The organism is Bradyrhizobium sp. CB82 (assembly GCF_029714405.1).
Classification (GTDB): Bacteria; Pseudomonadota; Alphaproteobacteria; order Rhizobiales; family Xanthobacteraceae; genus Bradyrhizobium.
This window is the reverse complement of record NZ_CP121650.1, coordinates 4,797,365-4,821,537: the sequence shown is the minus strand read 5'-3', so window position 1 is coordinate 4,821,537 and position 24,173 is coordinate 4,797,365. Positions and strand designations below refer to the sequence as shown.

Below are 24,173 nucleotides of genomic sequence, written 5' to 3'. Positions count from 1 at the left end.
CGTTACGAGAGTTTGCCGACGGCCTTTTCCAGGAGGTCCCAGGCCTGGTCGCCATACTTGCCCTTCCACTCGGCATAGAAGCCGGCGCTGCGCAGCTTGTCGCGGAACGGCGCGGTTGCCGGCTGGTTGAAGGTCAGGCCCTTGCCGGCCAGCTCCTGCTGGAGGTTGGCGTTGAGCTTGGCCGTATCCTCGCGTTCCTTCACAGCGGCCGCGTTGATGTTCTTGGCAACGATCGCGCGGACATCCGCCGGCAATTTCTCCCAGGCGCGGCGGTTGGCCAGGAACCAGAAGCCATCCCACATGTGGTTGGTCAGTGAGCAGTACTTCTGCACCTCATAGAGCTTGGCGGTCGAGATGATCGCCAGCGGGTTCTCCTGGCCTTCGACGACCTTGGTCTGGAGCGCGGAATAGACCTCGCTGAAGTTGATCGAGGCGGGCGCCGCATCGAACGCCTTGAACATCGAGGTCCACAGCGGCGACACCGGCACGCGGATCTTGAAACCCTTCAGGTCGTCCGGGCCGTTGACCGGCCTGGTCGAGGACGTGGTCTGGCGGAAGCCATTGTCCCAGATCTTGTCCATGACCTCGAGGCCGGCCTTCTTGATCTCGCCGCGCACGTGAGCGCCGAGGTCGCCGTCCATGGCCTTCCAGACCGTGTCGTAGTCCGGAAACGCGAAGCCGATGCCATTGATCGAAGCCGCCGGCACCAGCGTTGCCAGGATCAGGCCCGACAGCGTGAAGAACTCGACTCCACCAGAGCGGATCTGGCTCAGCATGTCGGTGTCGGAGCCGAGCTGGTTGTTCGGGAAGATCTGGAGGTCGAACTTGCCGTTGGTCTCGCTCTTGATCGCCGCGGCCATCTCCTTGGCGCGGATGTTCAGCGGATGGCTGTCCGGCAGGTTGTTGGCGTACTTGTACGAAAACTCGGCCGTCTGGGCGCGCGCCACATGGGGGGCACTGAGGCCGCCGAGGACCGCGGTCGCGGCGGAGGCCTTGAGAAGCGTGCGTCGGGAAAAGCTCATCGGGGTTTGCTCCCAAAAAGGTTTGTTGTTGTTCTGAGATGCAAACCTATACGGACGGAACGCCATGAGGTCATCTGCGATCTCGCGAGGTGTTGCTTATTGCAGCGGAGCCGAGCCGCGGCAATATCGGCTTTCGCAAGGCACCGGCTCGCCACCAAAATCCGCAAAACAACCCCATGCAAAGGAGCGCCTGGCAGATCATGCCAAGCTCAATGGCTGTGACGATTGGTGGGCTCGACCGAATCCGCGTTGTCAGGAATTTCGTCTAAATATTTGATCTAATTGGATATAAAAATATTCCATAATATACCTTATGCGAATTGCGGATATGGCCTTGCAGATCAGGCCGGACAATTCCGCAGCTACCCAGAACCCTGTTCCCGGCTCAGAATTGATCTCGAAACGAAGTCCAAAGCCGATCTCTGCACAGGCAGCAAAGACCGCCGTTCATGGGAGGTCCATCATGCAGGACCACGTCGCCCGCGGGCCTCAGTCCCCTGCGACTCCATTCGATGCCGCCAAGCTCGACAGGCTGATGGAGGCTGCCGGCCTCGACGTTCTGATCGCGACCTCCAAGCACAATGTGCAGTACCTGCTGGGCGCGGAGCGCGCGATCTTCTTCGATTACATGGATGCGATGGGTGTCAGCCGGTACCTGCCGGTCCTGGTCTATCCCATGGGTGCGCCCGGCAAGGCCATCTATATCGGGCATCGCCTGGAGACCCATCAGCGCGCCGTGGCGCCGCCCTGGGTGCCGCAGGTCCGGACCGAATCCAACGGCTCGGTCGACGCCGTCACACGGGCGGTTGAGCTCCTGAAGCACGCGGCCGTGCCGATGAAGCGGGTCGGGGTCGAGATGGCGTTTCTGCCGATGGATGCAGGCAGGGCGCTGGCCGACGCCCTGCCCGGCGCCGAGCTGAAGGATGCGCTGCTGACGTTGGAGCGTCTGCGCGCGGTGAAGTCGGCGGCCGAGCTCGCCAAGCTCAAGGCGGCCTCGGAGCGCGTGGTCGCGTCCATGCTGGAGGTGATTGCGAAGCATGGTCCGGGCACGACCAAGCAGGAGCTGTCGGACGCCCTGCGCATCGCCGAGGCGCAGCGTGGGCTGACCTTTGAATATTGCCTGCTTGCTTGCGGCAACAGCCACAACCGGGCGCCGTCGCCGCAGCGCTGGGAGCAAGGCGACGTGCTGTCGCTCGATTCCGGCGGCAACTATCACGGCTATATCGGCGATCTCGCCCGCATGGCCGTGCTGGGCGAGCCGGACGGCGAACTGAAGGACCTGCTCGCCGCGATCGAGGCCGTCCAGCGCGCCGCCTTTGCGGCCGTGCGGCCGGGGGCGCTGGGCGGTGCGATCTATGCCGCTGCCGAGAAAGAACTCGCCGGTATCGGCCAGCGCGACTGCACGGACTTCCTGGCCCATGGCATGGGCCTCGTCAGCCACGAGGCCCCTCGCCTGACCGCCAATGGTCCGGTTCCCTATGACGATCCGGACGCGCGGCTGCCGCTGGAGCCCGGCATGGTGGTGTCGATCGAGACCACGATGAAGCATCCCAAGCGCGGCTTCATCAAGCTCGAGGATACGGTTGCGGTGACGCCGACGGGGTATGAGATTTTCGGCGGGGGCGGCCGCGACTGGAATATTGGCGGGCGTGCGCTCTAATTTGGTCCTGCTCCGCGCGCGCCATAGGACCCTCATGGTGAGGAGCGCGGAATCCGCGTTTCCGGCATTGCAGACCCGCTGCTGACCTCGGTGAGGCGCGCGTTTGCACCTTGGCGATCGCCCTCGTCCGATATGTTTGGGCGGTCTAACCGCCTCGTCTCACACTGTCGAGAAATCGCTCGCGTTCGCCAGGCGCGTAGCCCTGCGAAGCTCCCGGATACGGCGCATCGTAATCATCGTACGGTGCCTGCCGGTAGCGGATTGACGGCCCAGGCGGCACGTAGGCAAAACCCGAAGCGGGGTCTGAGGCGATCATGCCCTGGTTGGGACGAACGATAGCGTGCCGCTGATGTGCGTGATGCACTGTAGCCGCGTTCGCAGAGCCATAGAGGGCGATCAAAAGGCTCAAGGCAAAAATAGAACGCATCGCTTTTTCTCCAATCGACCAGCCGCCTGCTTAGGTAAGGCTCAGGCCGCGCCGTCCCAACAAATCGCGGCTTCACGATTGGTCACATTGGTGGCATTGCGGGCGCCGGGTGGTGCAGTCCGGCATTTTCAGGGGCGAATTGACCCTTTTCCCGCGTGTCGGATCTGGTCAGCGATGTCATCTCAGCGAGATTAAAGTGGACATTGTGCTGGCGAGTGCGGGGATCCGGCAAATCGCATGGAGCTCGCAATCGGCGAGCTCTGCTGCGCACTCGGTAACTTCAGGCCTTGTGATGAACAGTCTGCAGGCCATACACCGGCGTCGGGATGCTCTCGTAGCGAGCTTTCAGCTGCAGGGAAAGGAATTGCGAGTAGTGTCGCGACTGATGCAGATTGCCGCCGTGGAACCATAGGCCCTCCTGCTGCGTCGGCTTCCACATGTTGCGCTGCTCACCTTCCCAAGGCCCAGGGTCTTTTGTCGTATTCGAGCCAAGGCCCCAGACCTTGCCGACTTTGTCGGCCATTTCTCGACTGACGAGATCGGCGACAAAGCCATTCATCGAGCTGTAGCCGGTGGCATAGACGATCACGTCCGCTGGCAATTCCTTGCCGTTGTCAAGCCTGACGCCGTTGGGGGTGATCTCCTCGACCTGACCCGTGAACAGTTTGATTTTGCCGTCAATGATAAGCTGTGAGGCGCCGACGTCGATGTAATAGCCCGAGCCGCGGCGAAGATATTTCATGAATAGCCCGGAATCGTCGTCACCGAAGTCGAGCATGAAGCCGGCCTTCTCCAGCCCGGCGTAGAAAGCGGCGTCGTCCTGGCGGATCTTGTCGTAGACCGGCTTTTGAAACTGATTCAATATCCGGTAGGGCAGTGAGGCGAAGATCAGGTCGGCCTTTGCCGTCGTCATTCCGCTGCGGACGGCACGTTCGGAATAAAGATCGCCGAGGGTCTCCATCAGCGAATCCGAGCGCACGATGTGCGTCGTCGAGCGTTGCACCATCGTTACGTCGATGCCGGTCTCGTACAGTGCAGCGCAGATGTCATGGGCCGAATTGTTCGAGCCGATCACCACCACCTTCTTGCCCTTGTAGGCGTCGGAGCCGGGATGGCGTGAGGAATGGTGCTGCTCGCCCTTGAAGGTTTCCATGCCCTTGATTTTCGGCATGTTCGGCTTGGCCGACATGCCGGTCGCGAACACAAGCTGCTTGGGCCGTAGCGTCATCTCCTTGCCATCACGTTCAACGACGACGGCCCATTCCTTCTTGGTGTCGTCCCAGCTGGCGTGTTTGGCCGCGCTGTTCGTCCAGTAGTTCAACTCCATGACCTTGACGTACATCTCCAGCCAATCGCCGATCTTGTCCTTGGGCGAGAACACTGGCCAGTTCTTGGGGAAATCGATGTAGGGCAAGTGATCGTACCAGACGGGGTCGTGCAGACAGAGCGACTTGTAGCGGTTGCGCCAGGAATCGCCGGCGCGTGCGTTCTTTTCGACGATGATCGTCGGAACACCGAGCTGTCGCAGCCGCGCCCCGAGCGCAATGCCGCCCTGCCCGCCGCCGATGATCAGTACGTAGGGCTGGGTCTTGAAGCCGAGGTGCTCGGCTTCCTCGTCACGCAGTTCCTTCCAGGTCTTGGCGCCTGGATTGACGCCGTGCCTGGCTCCGAGCGGCCGGCTGAAGCCAGCCTTTTCCTCATGGCCCTTGAGTTCGGCCGTCGTCGTCAGGAGCGTCCAGATCTGGCCGTTCTGCAGGCGGATGAGTCCATATCCGCGCGCGACCTCGGTCTCGAACGTGATCCAGGCCTCGGTCACGCCGCCAGCCTCGGTTGGCGCTTCACCTTCGGCGATTTTCCAGTTGCGCGGCTTCACATGCGCTAGGCAATGCGCGAGCATGTCGCGGATCTGATCGCGGCCTTCCATTGTCTTGATGTTCCAGGTGAACGCAACGAGGTCGCGCCAGTAGCATTCCGGAGCAAACATTCCGGCGGCGGCGTCGAGTTCGCCCGCCGCAAGCGCGGCTTCAAACTTGTCGAGGATAACTTGGACGCGCGCGCTAAGCGTGGTGTCGAGCATCGCTTCCTCCCGGATGTCGTCTGCAATTTTTTTCTGCGCAGGTAGTGTAACCTTATCCCAACCATCGCGGGAATCCAGACTCACGCGGCAGGGTTCCGGCAGGCTCCAGCATCTCGCAGGGCTCATTAACGTTGCAGGATCGCAACGCACACCACGCGCCTCACGTCATCGTTCCCGGCATGAAGCAGCGAACACCCACACCCATCGGGCCATACAGCGGCCAGACCAGCGAGACGTTAGACTAGCCCTGTTCGACTCGTCGATGACGGGCTCGTCGGGCACGTAAACCCACTCGGTTTCCACGTTGAAGGCGCCGGCCATCGCGCGCTCGAAGTCCACAGGCGTTGTCGGCACTCGGACGCGGTGTGCAGGCATCGGCGTGATTGGTCGCCACGAGGCAAGCAACGGCGGCCACAATCAAGAACCGGGTTTTCATGGGGGCACCCTCTTCGATTAGAGATATTTCCGCCACGAATTCCGTGCGCACAGCGGCCCTCGTCACGGACCGTGTGTGAACCTCTTCACTATGAGTCCCGGAAACCCCACATGGAGGTCAAACGATCACGTGCTGACTTTCGCCGCTTGAGCTGACTTCCGCGTCATCGCCGGCCGCCGACCTCGTCGATCCGGCGCAGCATGTCGGCCGGATCGTCGTAGACGCGGAAGGCGCCGGATTGGCGCAGTTCGTCCGGCCCGTAGCCGCCGCTCAGGAGGCCGACGCCAAACGCGCGGCAGCGGACGGCGGCCATCATGTCCCAGACGCTGTCGCCGACCACGACGGCCGTCTCGATCGGCGCGTTCAGCCGCGCGGCTGCGGCGAGAAACAGGTCGGGGTCGGGCTTTGCATATTTGACCTGGTCGCGCGTCACCACGGGCGTGCGTGCGGGATCGACGCCGAGCGAGGCGAGGTTCACGGCCGCGGTCTCCATCCGGCCGCTGGTGGCGATTGCCCACGGGATTTTCGCCTCCGACAGCCATTGCAGCAGTTCGCGCGCACCGGGAAGCGGGCGGATCTGGCCCGCCTGCTGCTGGTAGGACGCCGCGTGCGCGCGGCGCAGCCGGTCGATGCGCTCCTCGCTGATCTCGACGCCGATCTCGCGCAGGAGCTGATTGGTGAAGAGACCGCCGCTCATGCCGATCTTGCGATGGATGCGCCAGACCGAGAGCTCGAAGCCCTCGGCGTCGAGCGCGTGCTTCCAGGCGAGCACATGCTGATAGACGCTGTCGACCAGCGTACCGTCGAGGTCAAACAGGAAGACCGGTTCGATGCGCATGCAAGCTCTCCGTTACATTGCTGTGGCCCGAGGCGCCCTCGCCTTGCTGGGGCATGGAAGCATACGATCAAGTCAACAGCTTGTTCCTTTCGGCGTCAGCGATGCCGCAGCCGGCGGTTGACCCGGCGCGCCAGATAGTCGCCCGCGGACTGGACCGCCTGCACCAGTGCGATCAGGACGACTACGACGGCGAGCATCATCTCCGGCATGAAGCGCTGGTAGCCGTAGCGGATGCCGAGGTCGCCCAGCCCGCCGCCACCGACCGCGCCGACCATCGCGGAATAGCCGAGCAGGCTGACGACCGCGAGCGTGAGCGCGAGGACAAGGCCGGGCAGCGCCTCGGGGATCAGCACTTTGAGCACGATCTGGAGCGGCGAGGCGCCGAACGAGGATGCCGTCTCGATCAGGCCGGCATCGACCTCGCGGATCGCGGCTTCGACGAGCCGCGCAATGAAGGGCGTGGAGGCGATCGTCAGCGGCACGATCGCCGCCGTCGATCCGATCGACGTGCCCGCGATCATCCGCGTGAACGGGATGATCGCGACCACCAGGATGATGAACGGCGTCGAGCGCGTTGCGTTGACGACCATGCCGAGCACGGCGTTGACCGCGGGCGCGGCGAACAGCTCGCCTTTGCGGCTGGTTGCCAGGAACACCCCGATCGGCAGGCCGAAGATGGTGCCGAGCAGAGCGGCGACTGAAACCATGAACAGGCTTTCGCCGGTTGCCTGGACGATGAGATTGATCATTTCAGGCGACATGGCCGAGACGCTCCGAAGCGAATTGGTGTTGCAGGAGCCAGGCCAGCACCTGCTGTGCGGCCCCCTCCCCGCCGGGAATCCCGATCGTCAGCGAGCCGACGTGCTGGCCGCCGATCTCGTCGATGCGCGCGGCGAGCAGCGCCACGTCGATTCCGACCTCGCGCGCGAGCCGCGCCACGAGCGTGTCACCCGCACCCGTGCCGCGCACCTGAACGCGGATCACGGCCTGGCCGCCCGCAACCGGCTGCGCCGTGAGGCGGGAGGCCAGCGACACCGGCAGACTGTCGCCGACGACCTCCGCGATGAAGGATTGCGTGATGGGATGCCTCGGATTGGTGAAGATGTCAGCGACGTGGCCGCGCTCGACGATGTGACCGGCATCGATCACGACGACCTCCTTTGCGAGCTGCCGCACCACGGACATCTCATGCGTGATCAGTACGATGGTCACGCCGAGCTCGCGATTGATGCTCGCAAGCAGATCGAGGATCGCGCGCGTGGTCTGCGGATCGAGCGCCGAGGTCGCCTCGTCCGACAGCAACACGTTGGGACGCGTCGCCAGCGCCCGCGCAATGCCGACGCGCTGCTTCTGGCCGCCGGAAAGTTCTGAGGGATAACGATCGGCCTTGTCGGAAATTCCGACGAGTGCGAGCAGCTCGGCGACGCGCGTCCTGATCTCGGCTTTCGGCCAACCGGCGATTTCCAGCGGCAGCGCGACGTTGTCGGCTGCAGTGCGCGACGACAGCAGGTTGAAGTGCTGGAAGATCATTCCGATCGAGCGCTGCGCGAGCCGTAAGTTGCGGCCGGACAGCGCCGAGATGTCGCGGCCATCGACCACGACGCGGCCGGTGGTCGGCTTCTCCAACCCGTTGATCAGGCGCACCAGGCTCGACTTGCCCGCGCCCGAGCGGCCGATCACGCCGGTGATCGATCCGCGCGCAATCGCAAAGTCGATGTCCTGCAAGGCATGGACTCCGGACTTGTCGCGATAGGCCGGATAGATCTTCGAGATGGTTTCGAACCGGACCATGGCGTCGGGCGCATCGCCCTGCGAAATTGCGGCCTGTGCCCCGATCGGCTCCCCGACCACGAGCGCTTGATGTGCATTCATTCGATAAACTCTCATTCGCAAGACATCGCCGGCTCAAGCGGCCAAGCGAGGTGGCAGCGATGGAAAGGCATCAGGCGCACGGGACGCCGGACAGCGCGCTGCATTGCAGCATGCACAATCGCCCGATCCGGTCGGTCTTGCAATCGCGGATATTCAGGCCGGGCTAGACAAAGCTTTCCCGATTCGGTGCCTCAAGAGAAAATTCGCCCCGTGGCCTAACCTTACTGCGTCATAAACGCTCTAACTCCTCATCCTGAGGAGCTTGCGAAGCAAGCGTCTCGAAGGATGTGGGCCACAGGCGGGGCCTCATGGTTCGAGACGCGCTTCGCGCTCCTCACCATGAGGGTTAGTGACACAGTAAGGCTAAAATCGTCATCGCGCTTTAGGTTATTGTTTGAGCATGATCTCCGCGCAAACGCGTTCCGCGTTTGTCGCGAGGGAAAACCGCTGCACACTTTTCCGGATCATGCTCTAGCCTCCGCGGAGCTGCAACCACGGCAGCACGATCACGAGCAATCCGGCGAAATAGATCAGGCCGAAGATCAGGCCAAAGCTCCAGAACTGGCCTTTGCCGATATAGCCGCTGCCGAAATACATCGGCGCCGGCCCCGTCGCGTAAGGCGAGATCACGCCCATCAGGCCCAGCGAATACATGCAGAGCATCGCGAGCGTCGTGACCGGAAGGCCGGCGATGCCGGAGCCGACCGCGAGCACCACGGGCAGCATGGCTGCGGCATGCGAGGTGATGCTCGAGAAGAAATAGTGGATCCAGAAGAACAGCGCGACCAGCATGATCATCGCCGTCGACGGCGACAGCCCGGCGAGCGGCTTGGCGTATTCGTTCGCGAACCATTTGATGAAGCCGATTTCGTTGAGGCCCGAGGCCAACGTCAAGAGCGAGGTGAAATAGAAAAATACCTCCCAGGCGCTCTTTTCGCTGACGATATCGTTGAATTCGACGATGCCGGTGACCAGCATCAAGGAGATCACGATGAACACGACGGTGGTGGCGTTGATGAAGTTCGAGCCGAGGACGGGCAGGCTGATGTCTGGGGTCGAGCCTGTGATCCACAGGAACATCGCGAGCACGATCAGGCTCAGCATGATCCATTCGTGGCGCGACATTGGCCCCATCGTCGCCAGTTCCCTGCTCGCCCATTCGGAAATCTCGGGGCTCCGCTTCACCTCGGGACGGCAGATTGCATAGCTCAGGAGCGGCACCAGCAGCATCAGGAGGATGCCGAGCGGCGCAAAGCCGATGAACCACTGCGCCCAGCTTATGTCGATGTTTGCGGTCTTCTTGGCAATGGCGAGGGCCGCCGCATTGGGCGCAAGCGCGGTGAAGAACAGCGAGCTCGTGACTGCGGTGGCCGCGAACGCCGTCCACATCACATAGGTGCCGATCTTGCCGGCGGTCGGCCCGGGCTCGGAGCCGTAGATGCGCGGGATGTTGCTGATGATGGGATAGACGATGCCGCCGCTGCGCGCCGTGTTCGAGGGCGTCGCCGGCGCCAGCAGGAAGTCCGAAATCGCGACCGCATAGCCAAGGCCAAGCGTGTTGCGCCCGAGGCTGCGTACCAGTACGAGCGCGATCCGCCGGCCAAGCTGGCTCTTGCGATAGCCGATCGAGAACACGAAGGCGCCGACGATCAGCCACACCGTGCTCTCGGCAAAGCCCGCCAGCATCCAGCGCAGCGATTTGGTCGGATCGGGGTCGATATAGCCGCTGATACCGGCGACCGTCAGCCCGATCAGGCCGACGGCGCCGACCGGCATCGATTCCAGGATGAGACCGGTGATGACGGCGGCGAACACCGCGAAATAGTGCCACTGATTGACGTTGAGGCCCGCAGGCACTGGCCACAAATAGATCGCAAGCCACACCGCGAGCGGGGCGAACAGCTTCCAGCGAAATCCCTTCGCCTCCGGCGCCTGCGAGCTAGCAGTCATTGGCCCTCCCCTCAATTCCTCTTGCCGGCTCGTTGACCAAGTCTCGGCCGTCCCCGCGGGCCGTATACGGACAGTCCGCGCCGTGATCAATGGCTGCTGCAAGGCTGGCGCAGGGACGTCACTCGCGCACGTTGCGGGGCCTCGACAGGCAGGACCGATGTGCCTATCTTGCCCCCGCATGAGCAGCGATCACGACCACGATCACGACCATTCGGAACTCTCCGAAACCGAGCTGCGCGTGCGCGCGCTCGAGAGCATCTTGACCGAGAAGGGCTATGTCGATCCGGCGGCGCTGGATGCGATCATTCAGGCCTTCGAGACCCGGATCGGGCCGCATCATGGCGCGCGCGTCGTCGCCAAGGCCTGGACCGATCCCACCTTCAAAGACGCCTTGCTGGAGGACGGCAGCAGGGCGATCAGTACGCTCGGCCATGTCAGCCGCGTCGGCGATCATCTGGTCGTCGTCGAGAACACGCCCGCCCGCCACAATATGGTCGTGTGCACGCTGTGCTCCTGCTACCCCTGGGAAATGCTAGGGCTGCCGCCGGTCTGGTACAAGGCCGCGCCCTATCGTTCGCGTGCGGTGAAGGATCCGCGCGGCGTGCTTGCCGATTTCGGCGTGACGGTGCCGAAGGACACGGAAATCAGGGTGTGGGACTCGACCGCCGAGACGCGCTTCCTGGTACTGCCGATGCGGCCCGAGGGCACCGAAGGGTGGAGCGAGGCGCAGCTCGCAGAGCTCGTGACGCGCGATTCCATGATCGGCACCGGCTTTCCGAAGGCGCCGGGAGCGCTGTCATGAACGGCGTGCATGACATGGGCGGCATGGACGGGTTCGGCAAGGTCGAGCCCGAGCCGAACGAGCCGACGTTCCACGCGGACTGGGAAGCCCGCGTCCTGGCGATGGTGCGCGCGATGGGCGGCGCCGGCGCCTTCAACATCGACACTTCGCGCTTCTATCGCGAGACGCTGCCGCCGGACGTCTATCTATCGAGCTCCTATTACCAAATATGGTTTCTTGGGCTCGAGGAGATGCTGCTCGACAAGGGCTACATTGCGAAGGAGGACGTCGTGGCCGGCCATGCGGTGACGCCGGCAAAGCCGCTCAGGCACGGCAAGTTTGGAGTCGACGACATCGAGCGGATCATGGTGCGCGGCAAGTTCGCCCGTCCTGCTCCGGCGCCGGCCCGTTTTGACATCGGCGATCGCGTGCGCGCGAAGAACATCCATCCGACGACGCATACGCGGCTGCCGCGCTATGTGCGCGGCCATGTCGGTGTCGTCGAGCGCAACCATGGCTGCCAGGTTTTTCCGGATTCAGCCGCGATGGAATTGGGTGAGAATCCGCAGTGGCTCTACACGGTGGTGTTCGAAGGGCGGGATCTCTGGGGCGCGGATGGTGATCCGACGTCGAAGATCTCCATCGATGCCTTCGAGCCCTATCTGGACCCGGCGTGATGAGCACCGCTGCTGCAGCGAAGGCGACCGCGGCCGTCCCGAGCATTCCCCGCGATGACGACGGCCCGGTGTTCCGCGCGCCCTGGGAGGCGCAGGCCTTTGCCATGGTGCTGACGCTGCACGAGCGCGGCGTCTTCACCTGGACGGAATGGGCCGCCGCGCTCGCCGAGGAGATCAAGCGCGCGCAAGGAGCGGGCGATCCCGACACCGGCGAGACCTACTATCTGCACTGGCTCGCCGCTCTGGAAACACTGGTCGCCACCAAGGGCGTCACCTCCACAGAGACGCTGCACCGCTACCGCGACGCCTGGGACCATGCCGCCGATCGCACCCCGCACGGCCAGCCGATCGTGCTGCGGGCTGAGGATTTTGCGCGATAGCCGTGGGGGGCGCTATTTGCGCGCCACGTACTCCGCCCATCCCTTCGCGCGCAGACTGCACGCCGGGCATTCGCCGCAGCCGTAACCCCAGTCATGCGGCGCGCCGCGCTCGCCGAGATAGCAGGTGTGCGATTGGGCGCGGATGAGGTCGACGAGACCATCGCCGCCAAGTTCATGCGCGAGCTGCCAGGTCGCGGCCTTGTCGATCCACATCAGCGGCGTATGCAGCTCGAATGTCCGCGCCATGCCGAGCGAGAGCGCGGATTGCATCGCGCGGATGGTCTCGTCACGGCAGTCCGGATAGCCGGAGTAATCCGTCTCGCACATGCCGCCGACGATATGCGTGATGCCGCGCCGGTAGGCGAGCGCGGCGGCAAAGGTCAGGAACACCAGGTTGCGGCCGGGCACGAAGGTGTTGGGCAGGCCGTCGGCGCCCATCGCGATCGCGACGTCGCGCGTCAGCGCCGTCTCGGACACCGCAGCCAGCGTCGGGATCGAGAGCGTGTGGCTCTCCCCTAATCTTGCCGCCCAATCGGGACGCAAGCGCTTCAGGCCACCGACGAGCCGCTCGCGGCAGGTGAGTTCGATGGCATGGCGCTGGCCGTAGTCGAAGCCCAGCGTCTCCACGTGCGCAAAGCGGCTCAGCGCCCAGGCCAGGCAGGTGGTGGAATCCTGGCCGCCGGAGAACAGCACCAGGGCGGTTTCGGACGAAAATTGTTCGCTCATGGCCGCGATTTAGCATCGTGTGGCGGCGCCGCCAATCGGTGGAAATCGGTCTGTTTCACGGCGTTGTGCTGGGAACGCCGGGCCGCTTGCGGCATAAAGCGATCCTAGAGGAGAATTGGCCCGCAATGACCCCTTCCCGCGACATTTCACGCCTGATCGAGATCATGGCGACGCTGCGCACGCCGGTCACCGGCTGTCCCTGGGACCTCGAGCAGAATTTTGCGACGATTGCGCCCTACACGATCGAGGAGGCCTATGAGGTCGCCGACGCGATCGCGCGTGGCGATTTCGACGACCTTCGCGAGGAACTCGGCGATCTCCTGCTCCAGGTCGTCTATCACGCGCGCATGGCGGAGGAGGAGAACGCGTTTGCGTTCGGCGATGTGGTCGAGGCGATCACGCGGAAGATGATCCGTCGCCACCCGCACGTCTTTGCCGACAAGGACGGCAACATCCAGCCCGCCGGCGTCAAGAGCGCGTGGGAGCGCATCAAGGCCGAGGAGAAGGCCGAGCGCGCCGCGGGCAGGCCGCCGGAGGAGACGTCGCACAAGTCACTGCTGGCAAGCGTCAAGGCCGGCCTGCCCGCGCTCACGCGCGCGATGGCGTTGCAGCGCAAGGCCTCCACCGTCGGCTTCGACTGGAACGATCCGCGCGCAGTGCTGAAGAAGATCCGCGAGGAAGCCGACGAGATCGAGGCCGCGCTCGACCGCAACGACAAAGAGGAGCTGGCCGAGGAAACCGGCGATCTGCTGTTCGCCCTCGTCAACCTCGCCCGCCATGTCGACGCCGATCCGGAGACTGCGCTGCGCGCGACCAACGCAAAATTCGAGCGCCGCTTCGCTTACATCGAGCGCGCGCTGGAGGCGCAGGGACGCACGCTGGAGCAGGCCTCGCTGGAAGAGATGGACGCGCTGTGGAACGCGGCGAAGGCGGAGGAAAAACCGGCGTCAGAGAGACGCAAGAAAGCCCAGCGCTAACTCAAGCGTCGTCCCCGCGAAGTCGGAGACCCATACCAGTCTTCGCCAAACCACTCCCTGTGGTTATGGGTCCCGGCTCGCGCTTCGCTTGCCCGGGACGACAGCTCTCATGCGGCGTGATGCGGCACGGCGTCGAAGCGGTTCACCACGATATCCCGCTTGGTTTCGTCCACCCGCACAGTCATGTCGAAACGGCCGTCGTGCAGCTCTTTCGCCAGCACCTCGGAATTGCGATGCAGCCACGAGATTCCGGCGCCGTCTGCTGCGTCGATGGAGAGATCGAGCGTGGTCCGTTTTGCCGCAAGGCGCTGCTCGATCGCGGCAAGCAGTGCGTCAATCCCCTCACCTGACACGGCCGAGACCAGCATCGCGGGATGATCCGATGGCCTGCGCGCAGTGATGTTCAGCAGCTCTTCGCGCTTTTCAGGCTCGAACCGGTCGACCTTGTTCCAGACTTCGATGATGCGCCCGGAGTCGTCGGGGTTGATGCCGAGCTGGCGCAGCACGGCGTCGACGTCGCTCTGCTGCGCCTCGGCGTCCTCATGCGAGATGTCGCGAACGTGCAGGATCACGTCGGCCTCCAGCACCTCCTCCAGCGTGGCGCGGAAGGCGGCGACGAGCTGGGTCGGCAGATTGGAAATGAACCCGACGGTGTCCGACAGCATGGCTTTGCCGCCATGCGGCAGGTTGAGCGCACGCAAGGTCGGATCGAGCGTCGCGAATAGCATGTCGGCGGCCTGCACGTCGGCGCGGGTCAGGCGGTTGAACAGCGTCGACTTGCCGGCATTGGTGTAGCCGACCAGCGCCACGACGCGGTAGGGCACGCGCTGGCGGCCGGCGCGGTGCAAGCGCCGCGTCGCCTGCACCTTCTTCAATTCATTCTCGAGCCGCGAGATGCGCTCGGAGATCAGCCGACGGTCGGCCTCGATCTGCGTCTCGCCCGGACCGCCCATGAAGCCGAAGCCGCCGCGCTGGCGCTCGAGGTGGGTCCAGGAGCGCACCAGGCGCGAGCGCTGATAGTTGAGATGTGCGAGCTCGACCTGAAGCGAACCCTCCTTGGTCTTGGCGCGACGGCCGAAGATCTCCAGGATCAGGCCGGTGCGGTCGAGCACCTTGGCGTTCCATGCCTTCTCGAGATTGCGCTGCTGGATCGGCGACAGCGCACAGTCCATCACCACGAGCTCGACCTCGTGGCTCTTGATCAGCCCGCTGACCTCCTCGACCTTGCCCTTGCCGAGATAGGTCGCGGGACGGATCTGGCTGATCGGCGCGACCAGCGCGTCCGCAACCACGAGGTCGATGGCGCGCGCTAGGCCTGCGGCCTCTTCGAGCCGTGCCTCGACATCGCGCAGGACATAACTCTCCGCTTGCGCGTCGGCTCCGCCACCGCGCATACGCATATAGGGGCCGATGACGATCACCCGCCCCGTCTGTGCAGCCCCTGCCGACCGCGGACGGTCAGCACCCCCGTCGAAATTCCGGGGTTCCAATCAGGTCACTCTCAAGCCGGCTGATCCTCGCCGCCTTCGAACAGCTGGATCGGAGCGCCGGGCATGATGGTCGAGATCGCATGCTTGTAGACGAGCTGCGAGTGACCGTCGCGCCGAAGCAGCAGACAGAAATTGTCGAACCAGGTCACGATGCCCTGGAGCTTCACTCCGTTGACCAGAAAGATCGTCAGTGGCGTCTTGGTTTTGCGAACGTGGTTGAGGAAGGTGTCTTGTAGATTTTGTGCGCGGTCTGCCGCCATTGTTGTTATCTCGCTTTGAGTTTCTTGTTCTTTGGATCGTCCGACCGGTTGCTGCCCTCTTTTGCAGTTCGGAGCCTCTCCCGGTTGCCGTCCCCCATGAGATCCCCCTCCGGAGGGTCGGCGGTACGATTAGAGGACAGGTACGCTTATTAGGCAAGCTGCTTCACGCGGGAGACCGCATCCCAATCCTCCGAAAAACTACGGAAATCGATGATTTTCCTCTGATATTGTGGACGTGTGGCCGGTCCGACCAGGCTCAACCGACACCCAAGGCCTTCAACTTCCGGTGTAGTGCCGATCGCTCCATGCCGACGAATTCGGCAGTGCGCGAGATATTGCCGGAAAAGCGGCTGATCTGGGCGATCAGATAGTCGCGTTCGAACACCTCGCGTGCTTCGCGCAGCGGCAAGCCCATGATGTGCTCGCCATTGTTGCTGGTCGGCATTGCCGGGACCATCGAGCCGACGTCCTGCGGCAGCATATCGGCGGTGATGATCACCTCCGGTCCGCCGGCGGCGAGAATCATCACTCTCTCAACGTTGTTGCGGAGCTGACGGACGTTACCGGGCCAGACATGGGACTGGAGCACCGCCATCGCGTCCTGACCGATCTGGCGCTTGGGCAGCCCCGTGGCCGCCGAGATCTGGTCCATGAAATAGTCGATCAGCTCCGGAATGTCCTCGCGCCGTTCGGAGAGCGCGGGCACGCGGATCGGCACCACCGAGAGGCGGTGATAGAGATCTTCGCGGAAAGTGCCGGCGGCAATCTCTTCCTCGAGGTTGCGGGCAGTCGAGGAGATGATGCGGACGTCGACCTGCACCTTGCCGGTGCCGCCGACGCGCTGGAACGACTGTTCGACCAGCACGCGCAAGATCTTGTTCTGGGTCTCGCGCGGCATGTCCGCGATCTCGTCGATGAACAGCGTGCCGCCATGGGCTTCTTCGAGCGCGCCGGGCTTGCGCGGCTGCTCGCCATTGGACTGCTCGACGCCGAACAGCTCGTGCTCCATGCGCTCCGGCGTGATCGCCGCCGCGTTGATTACGACGAAAGGCCCGTCGGCGCGGCCCGAGGCCGCATGCAGCGTACGTGCGGTCAATTCCTTGCCGGCGCCTGCGGGACCGACGATCAGGATGCGGCTGTTGGCCTTGGCGGCGCGCTCGATGGTCTGGCGGAGCTGGTTCATGCTGGGCGAACGGCCGACCAGCTGGCTCGCGGTCGGGGCGAGCTGCTTGAGCTCCCTCACCTCGCGTTTGAGCCGCGAGTTTTCCAGCGCGCGCGTCGCCACCAGGATCAGGCGGTCCGCCTTGAACGGCTTCTCGATGAAATCATAGGCACCGCGCTTGATCGCGGCGACCGCGGTCTCGATATTGCCGTGGCCGGAGATCATGACGACCGGCAGGTCGGCATTGTCCTTCTTGACCTGCTCGAGCAGCTGCAGGCCGTCGAGCTTGGAGCCTTGCAGCCAGATGTCGAGGAACACCAGGTGCGGCCTGCGATTGGCAATCTCCGCGAGCGCAGAGTCGCTGTCCCGCGCGGTTCTGGTGACGAAGCCCTCGTCTTCGAGAATGCCCGCAACGAGATCCCGAATATCGGCCTCATCATCGACAATCAGAATTTCATTTGCCATGGATCGCGCCCGCTCTGTCAGTTGCCTGTTGAGGCTTCGATTCTTGTTGCATCATTAGTCTTTTCTGCCGGCTCTTTGGTTTCGGCGGCCGGCACCTTTGTGTCCGGTTCTTTGGTTGTTTCCTGGTTATTTTGGGCCGCGGCTTTCACCTCGATGGTGTTGGCATGGCCCGAGATGGCAAAACGCATCCGCATCCAGGCGCCGCGCTGGCCTTCCCGGAAGTCGGAGGCATCCTTCAATTCGATGCGCCCGCCATGGTCCTCCAGGACGCGGCCGACGATCGCAAGCCCGAGGCCGGTGCCCTTGGCCCGCGTCGTGACGTAGGGCTCGAGCAGCCGCGAGCGCGCGACCTTGGGCAGGCCGATACCGTTGTCGACGACGTCGATCAGCACGTCCTGGTCTTCACGCGAGACCACGACGTCGATGCGGCCCTTGCCGAGCTCTTCCGGTGGCACCTGCTCGATTGCTTCCGTCGCGTTCTTGACGATGTTGGTGACGGCCTGCGAGATCAGCCGGCGGTCGAACTGCGCGCGCAGCGGGTCTTCCTTGAATGTCGTCTCGATGTCGAACTCGGGATGCGCGACCTTCATCAGGAACACAGCCTGCCGCACGGTATCGACGACGTCCTCGCCTTCCATCACGGGTTTTGGCATGCGTGCAAAGCGCGAGAACTCGTCGACCATGCGGCGGATGTCGTCGACCTGGCGCACGATGGTGTCGGTGCACTGGTCGAACACCGACTTGTCCTTTTCTTCCGTGATGGTCTTGCCGAATTTGCGGCGGATGCGCTCGGCGGAGAGCTGGATCGGCGTCAGCGGGTTCTTGATCTCGTGGGCAATACGGCGCGCCACGTCGCCCCAGGCCGAGGTGCGCTGCGCCGAGACGAGCTCGGTGATGTCGTCGAGCGTGATGATATAGCTGTCGCGCGGCTGGCTGGTCTTCTCCGCGCTGACGCGGACCGACAGGTTGCGCTCCTGAGCGTCGCGCATGATGGTGATCTGGCCCTGCACGAGCCGCTGGGTGCCTTCCCGCGCGGTCTTCATCATGTCGTCGAGCTCGGGCAGCACTTCCGACAAGGGATGGCCGAGCGTCTCGGACTCGGCGTGCCCGATCAGCTTCTCCGCAGACCGGTTCAGGATGCCGACGCTGCCGGAGGCATCGACGCCGATGATGCCGGCGGAGGCCGAGGACAGCACGGCCTCGATAAAGCGGCGGCGGCTGTCGATCAGGTCGCTGGCGCTGACCAGCTCGTCGCGCTGGCTGCGCAGCTCCTGGGTCATCTTGTTGAAGGTCTCGCCGAGCTGGGCAAGATCGCCTTCGGATTTGTGCACGGGGACCTGGACATGGAGGTCGCCGGTCGAAACGGTATGGGCTGCGTTCATCAGCCGCCTGATCGGCGCCACCAGCCAATTGGCGAAGTTCAGCCCGATCAGCACCGAGGCCATCAGGATGGTCAGCGCGATGACCGCGAACATCAGCGCGAACGCGACCTGGATGCCCAGCCTGCGCGATTCGATCTGCGCATATTCGGCGACGCCCAGCTGGGTCTGCTTGACCTGCGCCACGACGCGAGGGTCGAGCTGACGGGCGACATAGAGGAAGGTGTCGTTGAAGGCGCGGAGCCGGATCACGGCCGCCACGTAGTTGTTTTCGGGCAGGACGGCGATCTCCGGCTCGCTCTCACCGACATTGCTGAGGAAGTCCGGCGCCGGAGGCGAATAGGCGAGCCGGATGCCGGTATCGGCCGATTCCAGGATGTTGGTATCCTTGTCGATGATCATCGCCCCCGGCAGGTTCCGGGAGCTTGCGCTCGCCGTCAGCAGCTCGCGAAACGACCGCCGGTCCTGGTCGTAGAGAGGTCGGGCGTGCGCGATGTCGTTCGCCATTCCCAGAATGTCGCCGCGAATGAGCTGCGCGTGGTCCTGCATATAGGCGAGCGCAATCGTCAGCGAGTTCTGGATCACCTCCTTGGTCGGCCCGGAGAACAGCCGGTCGAGGCCGCGTTCGATGGTGACGTTGGCGACGATCGCGACCAGCACCGCCGGCAGTACCGCGATCACCGAAAACAGCCCCACGATCTGGAAGTGCAGCCGCGCCGCCGCCCGCCCGCGCCGGCGCGCCTGGATCATCTGCCAGATCTCGTGGACGATGATGCCGACGAGGAGCAGGATGGTGCCGGCGTTGATCATCAGGAACGACCTGACGACATCCTGCGTCGGCTCGATCCGTGTCAGGCCGGTGAGGATCACGAAGGTCAGGAAGGCCGACAGCAGCGCCAGGCCGACCGCAAACGGCGCCAGCCAGCGCCGCAAGAAGCCGCGCTTGGGCTCATCTGCTGGCGACGTCTCAAAGGCTGCGGCCGAGGTAGCCGAAGTGTCTGCGCTGGTCATTCCGGCAATGGTGATGCTGAAAACGGGATCCGTGGATCACGGATACTGATGCATTCATATCACATTGTTGCCGAATTGCGACAATTCCGCGGCATCCCAACCGCGTCGGAGCCGCGCATCCACAACAGTCGCCACCCGCGGCCAAGCGCCGCCCCAGCAGGTTCCATGGCGATGATGTACTCGTGACACTTGCCGCGGCCGCAGCCGTCCTGTTGAGCCTTGAAGCCCTCAAGCCAATCTGGCGTACGCAGCTGCGACTTTGATCAGCCTCCGCTCCGATCGACCAGGATACCCAGATCCCGGATCTTCTTGCGCAGCGTATTGCGGTTGAGACCGAGCAGGTCCGCGGCGGCTTATCTTGCCGTGTCCCTCTCGGGTGACCTAGCTTCGTCTCTCACGAGTGCGGCAAGCCTGTCCAATTGAGTAGCCAAGCCGGAAAAGCTCCTCGCGATATTTTGCATTAGGAAAGCGCGGTCCTTGGAAATATCGGTGGCCCGCGACAGGCTTTTATAGTGGCTTGCGAGTTCCTGGCATTCCTCTGCGGTCATGATGCTAGCTCCGACGAGAACGCGGCTGGGACTAACGAGATTCTGCTTGCGCACGAGAAATTCGGGCGCCTAGCGAGAGCGCCCCCCGCCCGAAAAAATGCGGGGAGCCACTGCTCCATCCCCGGTAGGGAAACAACAAAATCCCGGGCTAGCATTGTTTTGCACGAACTGTGCCAAATTCTTGTGACACGCCGACGGAACCGCATGCGGATGGGCCTGCCCAAACAACGCTGGGGCGGCCTTTCGACGAGTGGAATTTCGAGATTCCGCGGGCGCCGCTTCACGAGACGCCCCCGGAGTGACATCCGAGGACCCTATCCCCCGCTCCGATAGACCTGGATGTCCAGATCCCGGATCTTCTTGCGCAGCGTATTGCGGTTGAGACCGAGCAGATCCGCAGCGCGGATCTGGTTGCCGCGGGTGGCGGCGAGGGCTGCAGTGAGCAGCGGGACCTCGATCTCCTTGAGGATGCGGTGATAGAGGCCAGGCGGCGGCATGCCGTTGGGGAAGCCCTGGAAGTGCGTGGACAGATACGCCTCCACAGCTCCGCCGAGATTGTCGACGCCTTGCTGGACGGCGGCTCCCGGGCTAACCGAGGGCGGCGCGAGCTCGCCGTCGATGACGGACGCGGTGATCACGTCCTGTGGATAGAGCGCGGCGAGACGTCGTGCGAGGTTTTCCAGCTCGCGGACGTTGCCGGGCCAGCGATGCTGCTTCAGCCGTTCGAGGGCCAGTGCATCGAGCTTCTTTGGCGGCAGGCCATCCTTCTCGGCGAGCGCAAAGAAGTGACGCACCAGATCGGGCAGATCCTCGATGCGTTCGCGCAGCGGCGGTAGCCGCAGCGGCACGACATTGAGACGGAAGAACAGGTCCTCGCGGAACAGCCCCTGCTGGATCAGGACACGCAGGTCCTTGTTGGAGGCGGCGACGATCCGCACATCGGTCTTGATCGGAGTGCGGCCGCCGACGGTGGTGTATTCGCCCTGTTGGAGCACGCGCAACAGGCGCGTCTGTGCTTCCATCGGCATGTCACCGATCTCGTCGAGGAACAGCGTACCGCCCTCGGCCTGCTCGAAACGGCCGGAGGCACGGGTGTTGGCGCCGGTGAACGCACCGCGCTCATGGCCGAACAGTTCGGATTCAATGAGGTCGCGCGGGATCGCCGCCATGTTGACGGCGACGAACGGACCGTTGCGGCGCTTGCCGTAGTCGTGCAGCGCGCGCGCCACCAGTTCCTTGCCGGTGCCGGATTCGCCCGTGATCATCACGGTCAGATCAGTCTGCATCAGCCGCGCCAGCACGCGGTAGATCTCCTGCATCGCCGGCGAGCGGCCGACGAGCGGGATCGCTTCCATCTCGGCGTCTTCGTCCGGGCTTGACGTCCGCTCCTTCGGCTCGGCCAGCGCCCGCCCGACGATCGCGATCAGCTCCTTCAGGTCGAAGGGCTTCGGCAGATATTCGTAGGCCCCCCGCTCGGAGGCCCGGATCGCCGTCATGAACGTGTTCTGCGCGCTCATCACGATGACCGGCAGATTCGGCCGCATCTTCTTGATCCGCGGCAAAAGGTCGAAGGCGTTTTCATCCGGCATCACCACGTCGGTGATGACGAGATCGCCCTCGCCCTGGCTGACCCAGCGCCATAGCGTCGCGGCGTTGCCGGTCAGCCTGACTTCATAGCCAGCCCGGGAAAGTGCCTGATTGAGAACCGTGCGGATGGCGGTGTCGTCATCGGCAACGAGAATGCTACCTACGGGCATATTTAATCCTCATTTTGCCCCCTGTGACGCAGGCGACGGCTTCCCGGCTGAGTCGGCGCGACTGCTTTGATCGGTGTGTTTGATGGAGGTCGAGTACATCGGCATCAGTACGCGGAAAGTGGTCTTGCGCGGCTGAGACTCGCATTCGATGATGCCACCGTGATCCCCGATGATTTTGGCGACCAGCGCAAGACCAAGACCGCTGCCGGTCTGCTTGGTGGTCACGAAGGGATCGAACAGGTTGGGCAGAAGATCGTCCGGCACGCCCGGTCCGTTGTCCTTGACGCAGAATTCAAGCGGTAGTGATACCCGGGATTTTTGACCGGGCACCGACAGGCGCACGCCGGGACGGAAGGCGGTGGTGAGCTGGATCTCGGCGTCGGGCACGTCGATCAGGGCTTCCGCGGCGTTCTTCACCAGATTGAGGAATACCTGTATGAGCTGATCCTGGTTGGCGAGCACCGGCGGCAGCGAGGGATCGTAGTCTTCGATGAAGCGGATGTTGCGGGCAAAGCCGGATTGCGCGAGCCGCTTCACGTGGTCGAGCACGGAATGGATGTTGACCGGACCGCGCACGACGGGCCGTTCGTCGCCAAACACTTCCATGCGGTCGACCAGCGTGACGATGCGGTCAGCCTCGTCGCAGATCAGCCGCGTCAGCATGCGGTCTTCCGAGGAGGCCTGCTGCTCGAGGAGCTGGGCGGCGCCGCGGATGCCGGAGAGCGGGTTCTTGATCTCATGCGCGAGCATCGCAGCGAGTGCGATCACCGAGCGTGCGGCGCTGCGATGGGTGAGCTGCCGATCCATCTTGTCGGCGATGGTGCGCTCCTGGAGCATCACCACGATGTGGCCGGGCCGCTCGGTGAGCGGGGCCACATGCAGATCGACCTGGCGGTCGCCGCCCATGCGCGGCGTGCCGAGATCGACCTTGTATTCGTTGACCGGCGAATTCAACGAGCGCACCTGGTCGATCAGCGCCAGTAGCGGGCTGCCGAACGGTACCAGCTCCCGCAGGAATTGGCGCTTGAGGAACTGCGTCGAGATCTCGAAGAACGCCTCGGTCGCAATATTGGCGTCGATGATCTTGCCGTCGGGGCCGATCAGCAGCACGGGGTTCGGCAGCGCGTTCAGGATCGCATCGCTGTCGGAGGAAAGCGGTCGACGATGTTCAGCGGCTGAGCTCATGCAGCAGCGCTCCATGCGAAGTCGTCGAAGGCATCTTGCAGTGAACGATGAACCGCGTGCGGATCCTCAGATGTGAGGATCTTCTGGCGCCAGGCCTTCAGCTTTTCGGTCGGCGCGCGGCTGAGACTGGCTGCGGCGTCGAGCGCCCAGCCGAGATGTTTGCGCGCATGCCTGAGGCCGATGCGCAAGCCATAGAGATCGCAGACGCCCTCATAGAGCGTGCGGACATAATGGAGTTGCTCGCTGAGCGAGGGCGCGGCCTCCTCGGCTCCACCCTGGAGGCGCCGGCCGATCTGACCAGGCAGCCAGGGCCGGCCCTGTGCGCCGCGCCCGATCATGACGGCATCGGCGCCGGAGGCCTCGAGCGCCGCGATGGCCCTGTCGTAGGAGGTGATGTCGCCGTTGACGACCAGCGGAACCGAAATAGCCGCGCGAACGTCGCGCACGGCATCCCAATCGGCCTCGCCCTTGTAGAACTGGCAGCGCGTGCGACCATGCACAGTGACAAGCTTGACGCCGGCGGCCTCGGCCCGCTGCGCCAGCTCCGGCGCGTTGCGGCTACGATCGTCCCAGCCGAGCCGCATCTTCAGCGTGACCGGAACCTTCACGGCCGCGATCGTCGCCTCGATCAGGCGCAAGGCATGGTCGAGGTCGCGCATCAGCGCCGAGCCGGACTGGCCGCCGGTGACGTGGCGAGCCGGGCAGCCCATGTTGATGTCGATGATGTCGGCGCCTTCCGCTTCCGCGATCCGCGCGCCCTCCGCCATCCAGTGCGCCTCGCAACCGGCAAGCTGGACCACATGCGGCCCCAGGCCTGCCGCTTCGCAGCGCAGTCGCGACATCCTGTGGCCATTGGCGAGTTCGTCGCTGGCGGTCATTTCGGACACGACGAGACCCGCCCCAAGTTCCGCGGCCAGCCGCCGGAAGGGGGAATCGGTCACCCCCGACATGGGCGCCAGGAAGACCGGGGTGGCGACATCAATATCGCCTATTCTCAAGGGCTTAGCGCCTAATCCTACCGAGCCGGTCACGGACGTCTCGTCTCAAAGGCGGCGCCTCATCGCGCCTGCCAAGACCTATCTTGCGCACAATT

General features: G+C 63.9%; 19 protein-coding genes. 5 read left to right on the top strand and 14 right to left on the bottom strand.

Annotation, left to right across the window (positions count from 1 at the left end; genetic code table 11):
* Window positions 1–2 precede the first annotated feature (2 nt).
* Window positions 3–1,022, bottom strand: a complete 1,020-nt coding sequence (locus tag QA640_RS23375; protein ID WP_283035307.1) for a TRAP transporter substrate-binding protein — start codon at window positions 1,020–1,022, stop codon at window positions 3–5.
* A 463-nt stretch (window positions 1,023–1,485) separates the two neighbouring features.
* Here QA640_RS23375 and QA640_RS23370 point away from each other — a divergent pair, with 463 nt between their 5' ends.
* Window positions 1,486–2,682 (top strand): Xaa-Pro peptidase family protein, encoded by a 1,197-nt coding sequence (locus tag QA640_RS23370; protein ID WP_283035306.1) that lies wholly within the window; start codon window positions 1,486–1,488, stop codon window positions 2,680–2,682.
* Window positions 2,683–3,389: 707 nt separating this feature from the next.
* On the opposite strand, the gene QA640_RS23365 is transcribed toward QA640_RS23370, so the two are convergent.
* The 5 genes from QA640_RS23365 to QA640_RS23345 all read right to left on the bottom strand — a co-directional run bounded on the left by QA640_RS23365 (window position 3,390) and on the right by QA640_RS23345 (window position 10,282).
* The gene (locus tag QA640_RS23365; RefSeq protein ID WP_283035305.1) at window positions 3,390–5,186 is read right to left on the bottom strand and encodes an NAD(P)/FAD-dependent oxidoreductase; all 1,797 of its coding nucleotides are present in this window, start codon (window positions 5,184–5,186) and stop codon (window positions 3,390–3,392) included.
* A 599-nt stretch (window positions 5,187–5,785) separates the two neighbouring features.
* Window positions 5,786–6,460, bottom strand: coding sequence for an HAD family hydrolase (locus QA640_RS23360; RefSeq protein WP_283035304.1), 675 nt, complete (start codon window positions 6,458–6,460; stop codon window positions 5,786–5,788).
* Between the two features lie 95 nt (window positions 6,461–6,555).
* Window positions 6,556–7,221 (bottom strand): methionine ABC transporter permease, encoded by a 666-nt coding sequence (locus QA640_RS23355; RefSeq protein WP_283035303.1) that lies wholly within the window; start codon window positions 7,219–7,221, stop codon window positions 6,556–6,558.
* The gene (locus tag QA640_RS23350; RefSeq protein WP_283035302.1) at window positions 7,211–8,332 is read right to left on the bottom strand and encodes a methionine ABC transporter ATP-binding protein; all 1,122 of its coding nucleotides are present in this window, start codon (window positions 8,330–8,332) and stop codon (window positions 7,211–7,213) included. The genes QA640_RS23355 and QA640_RS23350 overlap by 11 nt, the downstream gene beginning before the upstream one ends.
* Before the next feature lie 471 nt (window positions 8,333–8,803).
* Window positions 8,804–10,282: a DASS family sodium-coupled anion symporter gene (locus QA640_RS23345; RefSeq protein ID WP_283035301.1), complete on the bottom strand. Its 1,479-nt coding sequence runs from the start codon at window positions 10,280–10,282 to the stop codon at window positions 8,804–8,806.
* Window positions 10,283–10,460: 178 nt separating this feature from the next.
* On the opposite strand from QA640_RS23345, the gene nthA reads away from it, so the two are divergent.
* From nthA to QA640_RS23330, 3 genes are read left to right on the top strand one after another with little or no spacing between them, the layout of a single operon-like run.
* Window positions 10,461–11,084 carry a nitrile hydratase subunit alpha gene (nthA, locus tag QA640_RS23340; protein ID WP_283035300.1) on the top strand — a complete coding sequence of 208 codons (624 nt, stop codon included), beginning with the start codon at window positions 10,461–10,463 and terminating at the stop codon, window positions 11,082–11,084.
* Window positions 11,081–11,740: a nitrile hydratase subunit beta gene (gene nthB / locus QA640_RS23335; protein WP_283035299.1), complete on the top strand. Its 660-nt coding sequence runs from the start codon at window positions 11,081–11,083 to the stop codon at window positions 11,738–11,740. Before nthA ends, nthB begins: the two co-directional genes overlap by 4 nt.
* Window positions 11,740–12,120 (top strand): nitrile hydratase accessory protein, encoded by a 381-nt coding sequence (locus QA640_RS23330; RefSeq protein ID WP_283035298.1) that lies wholly within the window; start codon window positions 11,740–11,742, stop codon window positions 12,118–12,120. Before nthB ends, QA640_RS23330 begins: the two co-directional genes overlap by 1 nt.
* Before the next feature lie 12 nt (window positions 12,121–12,132).
* Here QA640_RS23330 and queC read toward each other — a convergent pair whose 3' ends face one another.
* Window positions 12,133–12,846, bottom strand: a complete 714-nt coding sequence (queC, locus tag QA640_RS23325; protein ID WP_283035297.1) for a 7-cyano-7-deazaguanine synthase QueC — start codon at window positions 12,844–12,846, stop codon at window positions 12,133–12,135.
* Between the two features lie 125 nt (window positions 12,847–12,971).
* Between queC and mazG the strand changes: the two genes are divergently transcribed.
* Entirely contained in the window at window positions 12,972–13,823 is an 852-nt protein-coding gene (mazG, locus tag QA640_RS23320) for a nucleoside triphosphate pyrophosphohydrolase (RefSeq protein ID WP_283035296.1), read from the top strand.
* Between the two features lie 107 nt (window positions 13,824–13,930).
* Here the strand turns inward: mazG and hflX are convergent, their stop codons facing one another.
* From hflX to dusB, 7 genes are all read right to left on the bottom strand, one after another.
* On the bottom strand, window positions 13,931–15,313 hold the full coding sequence (gene hflX / locus QA640_RS23315; RefSeq protein WP_283035295.1) for a GTPase HflX: 1,383 nt from the start codon (window positions 15,311–15,313) through the stop codon (window positions 13,931–13,933).
* An 11-nt stretch (window positions 15,314–15,324) separates the two neighbouring features.
* Entirely contained in the window at window positions 15,325–15,573 is a 249-nt protein-coding gene (gene hfq, locus QA640_RS23310) for an RNA chaperone Hfq (RefSeq protein WP_007591126.1), read from the bottom strand.
* Window positions 15,574–15,829: 256 nt separating this feature from the next.
* Window positions 15,830–17,200, bottom strand: coding sequence for a sigma-54 dependent transcriptional regulator (locus tag QA640_RS23305; RefSeq protein ID WP_283035294.1), 1,371 nt, complete (start codon window positions 17,198–17,200; stop codon window positions 15,830–15,832).
* 17 nt (window positions 17,201–17,217) lie between these two features.
* Window positions 17,218–19,590: a PAS domain-containing sensor histidine kinase gene (locus QA640_RS23300; RefSeq protein WP_283035293.1), complete on the bottom strand. Its 2,373-nt coding sequence runs from the start codon at window positions 19,588–19,590 to the stop codon at window positions 17,218–17,220.
* An 862-nt stretch (window positions 19,591–20,452) separates the two neighbouring features.
* Complete coding sequence (gene ntrC, locus QA640_RS23295; RefSeq protein ID WP_283035292.1) at window positions 20,453–21,895, bottom strand: nitrogen regulation protein NR(I); 1,443 nt, start codon at window positions 21,893–21,895, stop codon at window positions 20,453–20,455.
* Window positions 21,896–21,904: 9 nt separating this feature from the next.
* A complete protein-coding gene (locus QA640_RS23290; RefSeq protein WP_283035291.1) occupies window positions 21,905–23,080 on the bottom strand; it encodes a nitrogen regulation protein NR(II) in 1,176 nt (391 codons plus the stop codon).
* Entirely contained in the window at window positions 23,077–24,078 is a 1,002-nt protein-coding gene (gene dusB, locus QA640_RS23285; RefSeq protein WP_283035290.1) for a tRNA dihydrouridine synthase DusB, read from the bottom strand. Before dusB ends, QA640_RS23290 begins: the two co-directional genes overlap by 4 nt.
* Window positions 24,079–24,173 lie beyond the last annotated feature (95 nt).

What these genes read in the sequence shown, in the direction of transcription:
- QA640_RS23330 (WP_283035298.1), top strand. Translation starts at nt 11,740, where the DNA reads ATGAGCACCGCTGCTGCAGCGAAGGCGACCGCGGCCGTCCCGAGCATT.
- QA640_RS23365 (WP_283035305.1), bottom strand. Translation starts at nt 5,186, where the DNA reads ATGCTCGACACCACGCTTAGCGCGCGCGTCCAAGTTATCCTCGACAAG.
- QA640_RS23345 (WP_283035301.1), bottom strand. Translation starts at nt 10,282, where the DNA reads ATGACTGCTAGCTCGCAGGCGCCGGAGGCGAAGGGATTTCGCTGGAAG.
- QA640_RS23350 (WP_283035302.1), bottom strand. Translation starts at nt 8,332, where the DNA reads ATGAATGCACATCAAGCGCTCGTGGTCGGGGAGCCGATCGGGGCACAG.
- QA640_RS23370 (WP_283035306.1), top strand. Translation starts at nt 1,486, where the DNA reads ATGCAGGACCACGTCGCCCGCGGGCCTCAGTCCCCTGCGACTCCATTC.
- nthA (WP_283035300.1), top strand. Translation starts at nt 10,461, where the DNA reads ATGAGCAGCGATCACGACCACGATCACGACCATTCGGAACTCTCCGAA.
- ntrC (WP_283035292.1), bottom strand. Translation starts at nt 21,895, where the DNA reads ATGCCCGTAGGTAGCATTCTCGTTGCCGATGACGACACCGCCATCCGC.
- mazG (WP_283035296.1), top strand. Translation starts at nt 12,972, where the DNA reads ATGACCCCTTCCCGCGACATTTCACGCCTGATCGAGATCATGGCGACG.
- queC (WP_283035297.1), bottom strand. Translation starts at nt 12,846, where the DNA reads ATGAGCGAACAATTTTCGTCCGAAACCGCCCTGGTGCTGTTCTCCGGC.
- QA640_RS23305 (WP_283035294.1), bottom strand. Translation starts at nt 17,200, where the DNA reads ATGGCAAATGAAATTCTGATTGTCGATGATGAGGCCGATATTCGGGAT.
- QA640_RS23355 (WP_283035303.1), bottom strand. Translation starts at nt 7,221, where the DNA reads ATGTCGCCTGAAATGATCAATCTCATCGTCCAGGCAACCGGCGAAAGC.
- QA640_RS23375 (WP_283035307.1), bottom strand. Translation starts at nt 1,022, where the DNA reads ATGAGCTTTTCCCGACGCACGCTTCTCAAGGCCTCCGCCGCGACCGCG.
- hfq (WP_007591126.1), bottom strand. Translation starts at nt 15,573, where the DNA reads ATGGCGGCAGACCGCGCACAAAATCTACAAGACACCTTCCTCAACCAC.
- QA640_RS23290 (WP_283035291.1), bottom strand. Translation starts at nt 23,080, where the DNA reads ATGAGCTCAGCCGCTGAACATCGTCGACCGCTTTCCTCCGACAGCGAT.
- nthB (WP_283035299.1), top strand. Translation starts at nt 11,081, where the DNA reads ATGAACGGCGTGCATGACATGGGCGGCATGGACGGGTTCGGCAAGGTC.
- QA640_RS23360 (WP_283035304.1), bottom strand. Translation starts at nt 6,460, where the DNA reads ATGCGCATCGAACCGGTCTTCCTGTTTGACCTCGACGGTACGCTGGTC.
- QA640_RS23300 (WP_283035293.1), bottom strand. Translation starts at nt 19,590, where the DNA reads ATGACCAGCGCAGACACTTCGGCTACCTCGGCCGCAGCCTTTGAGACG.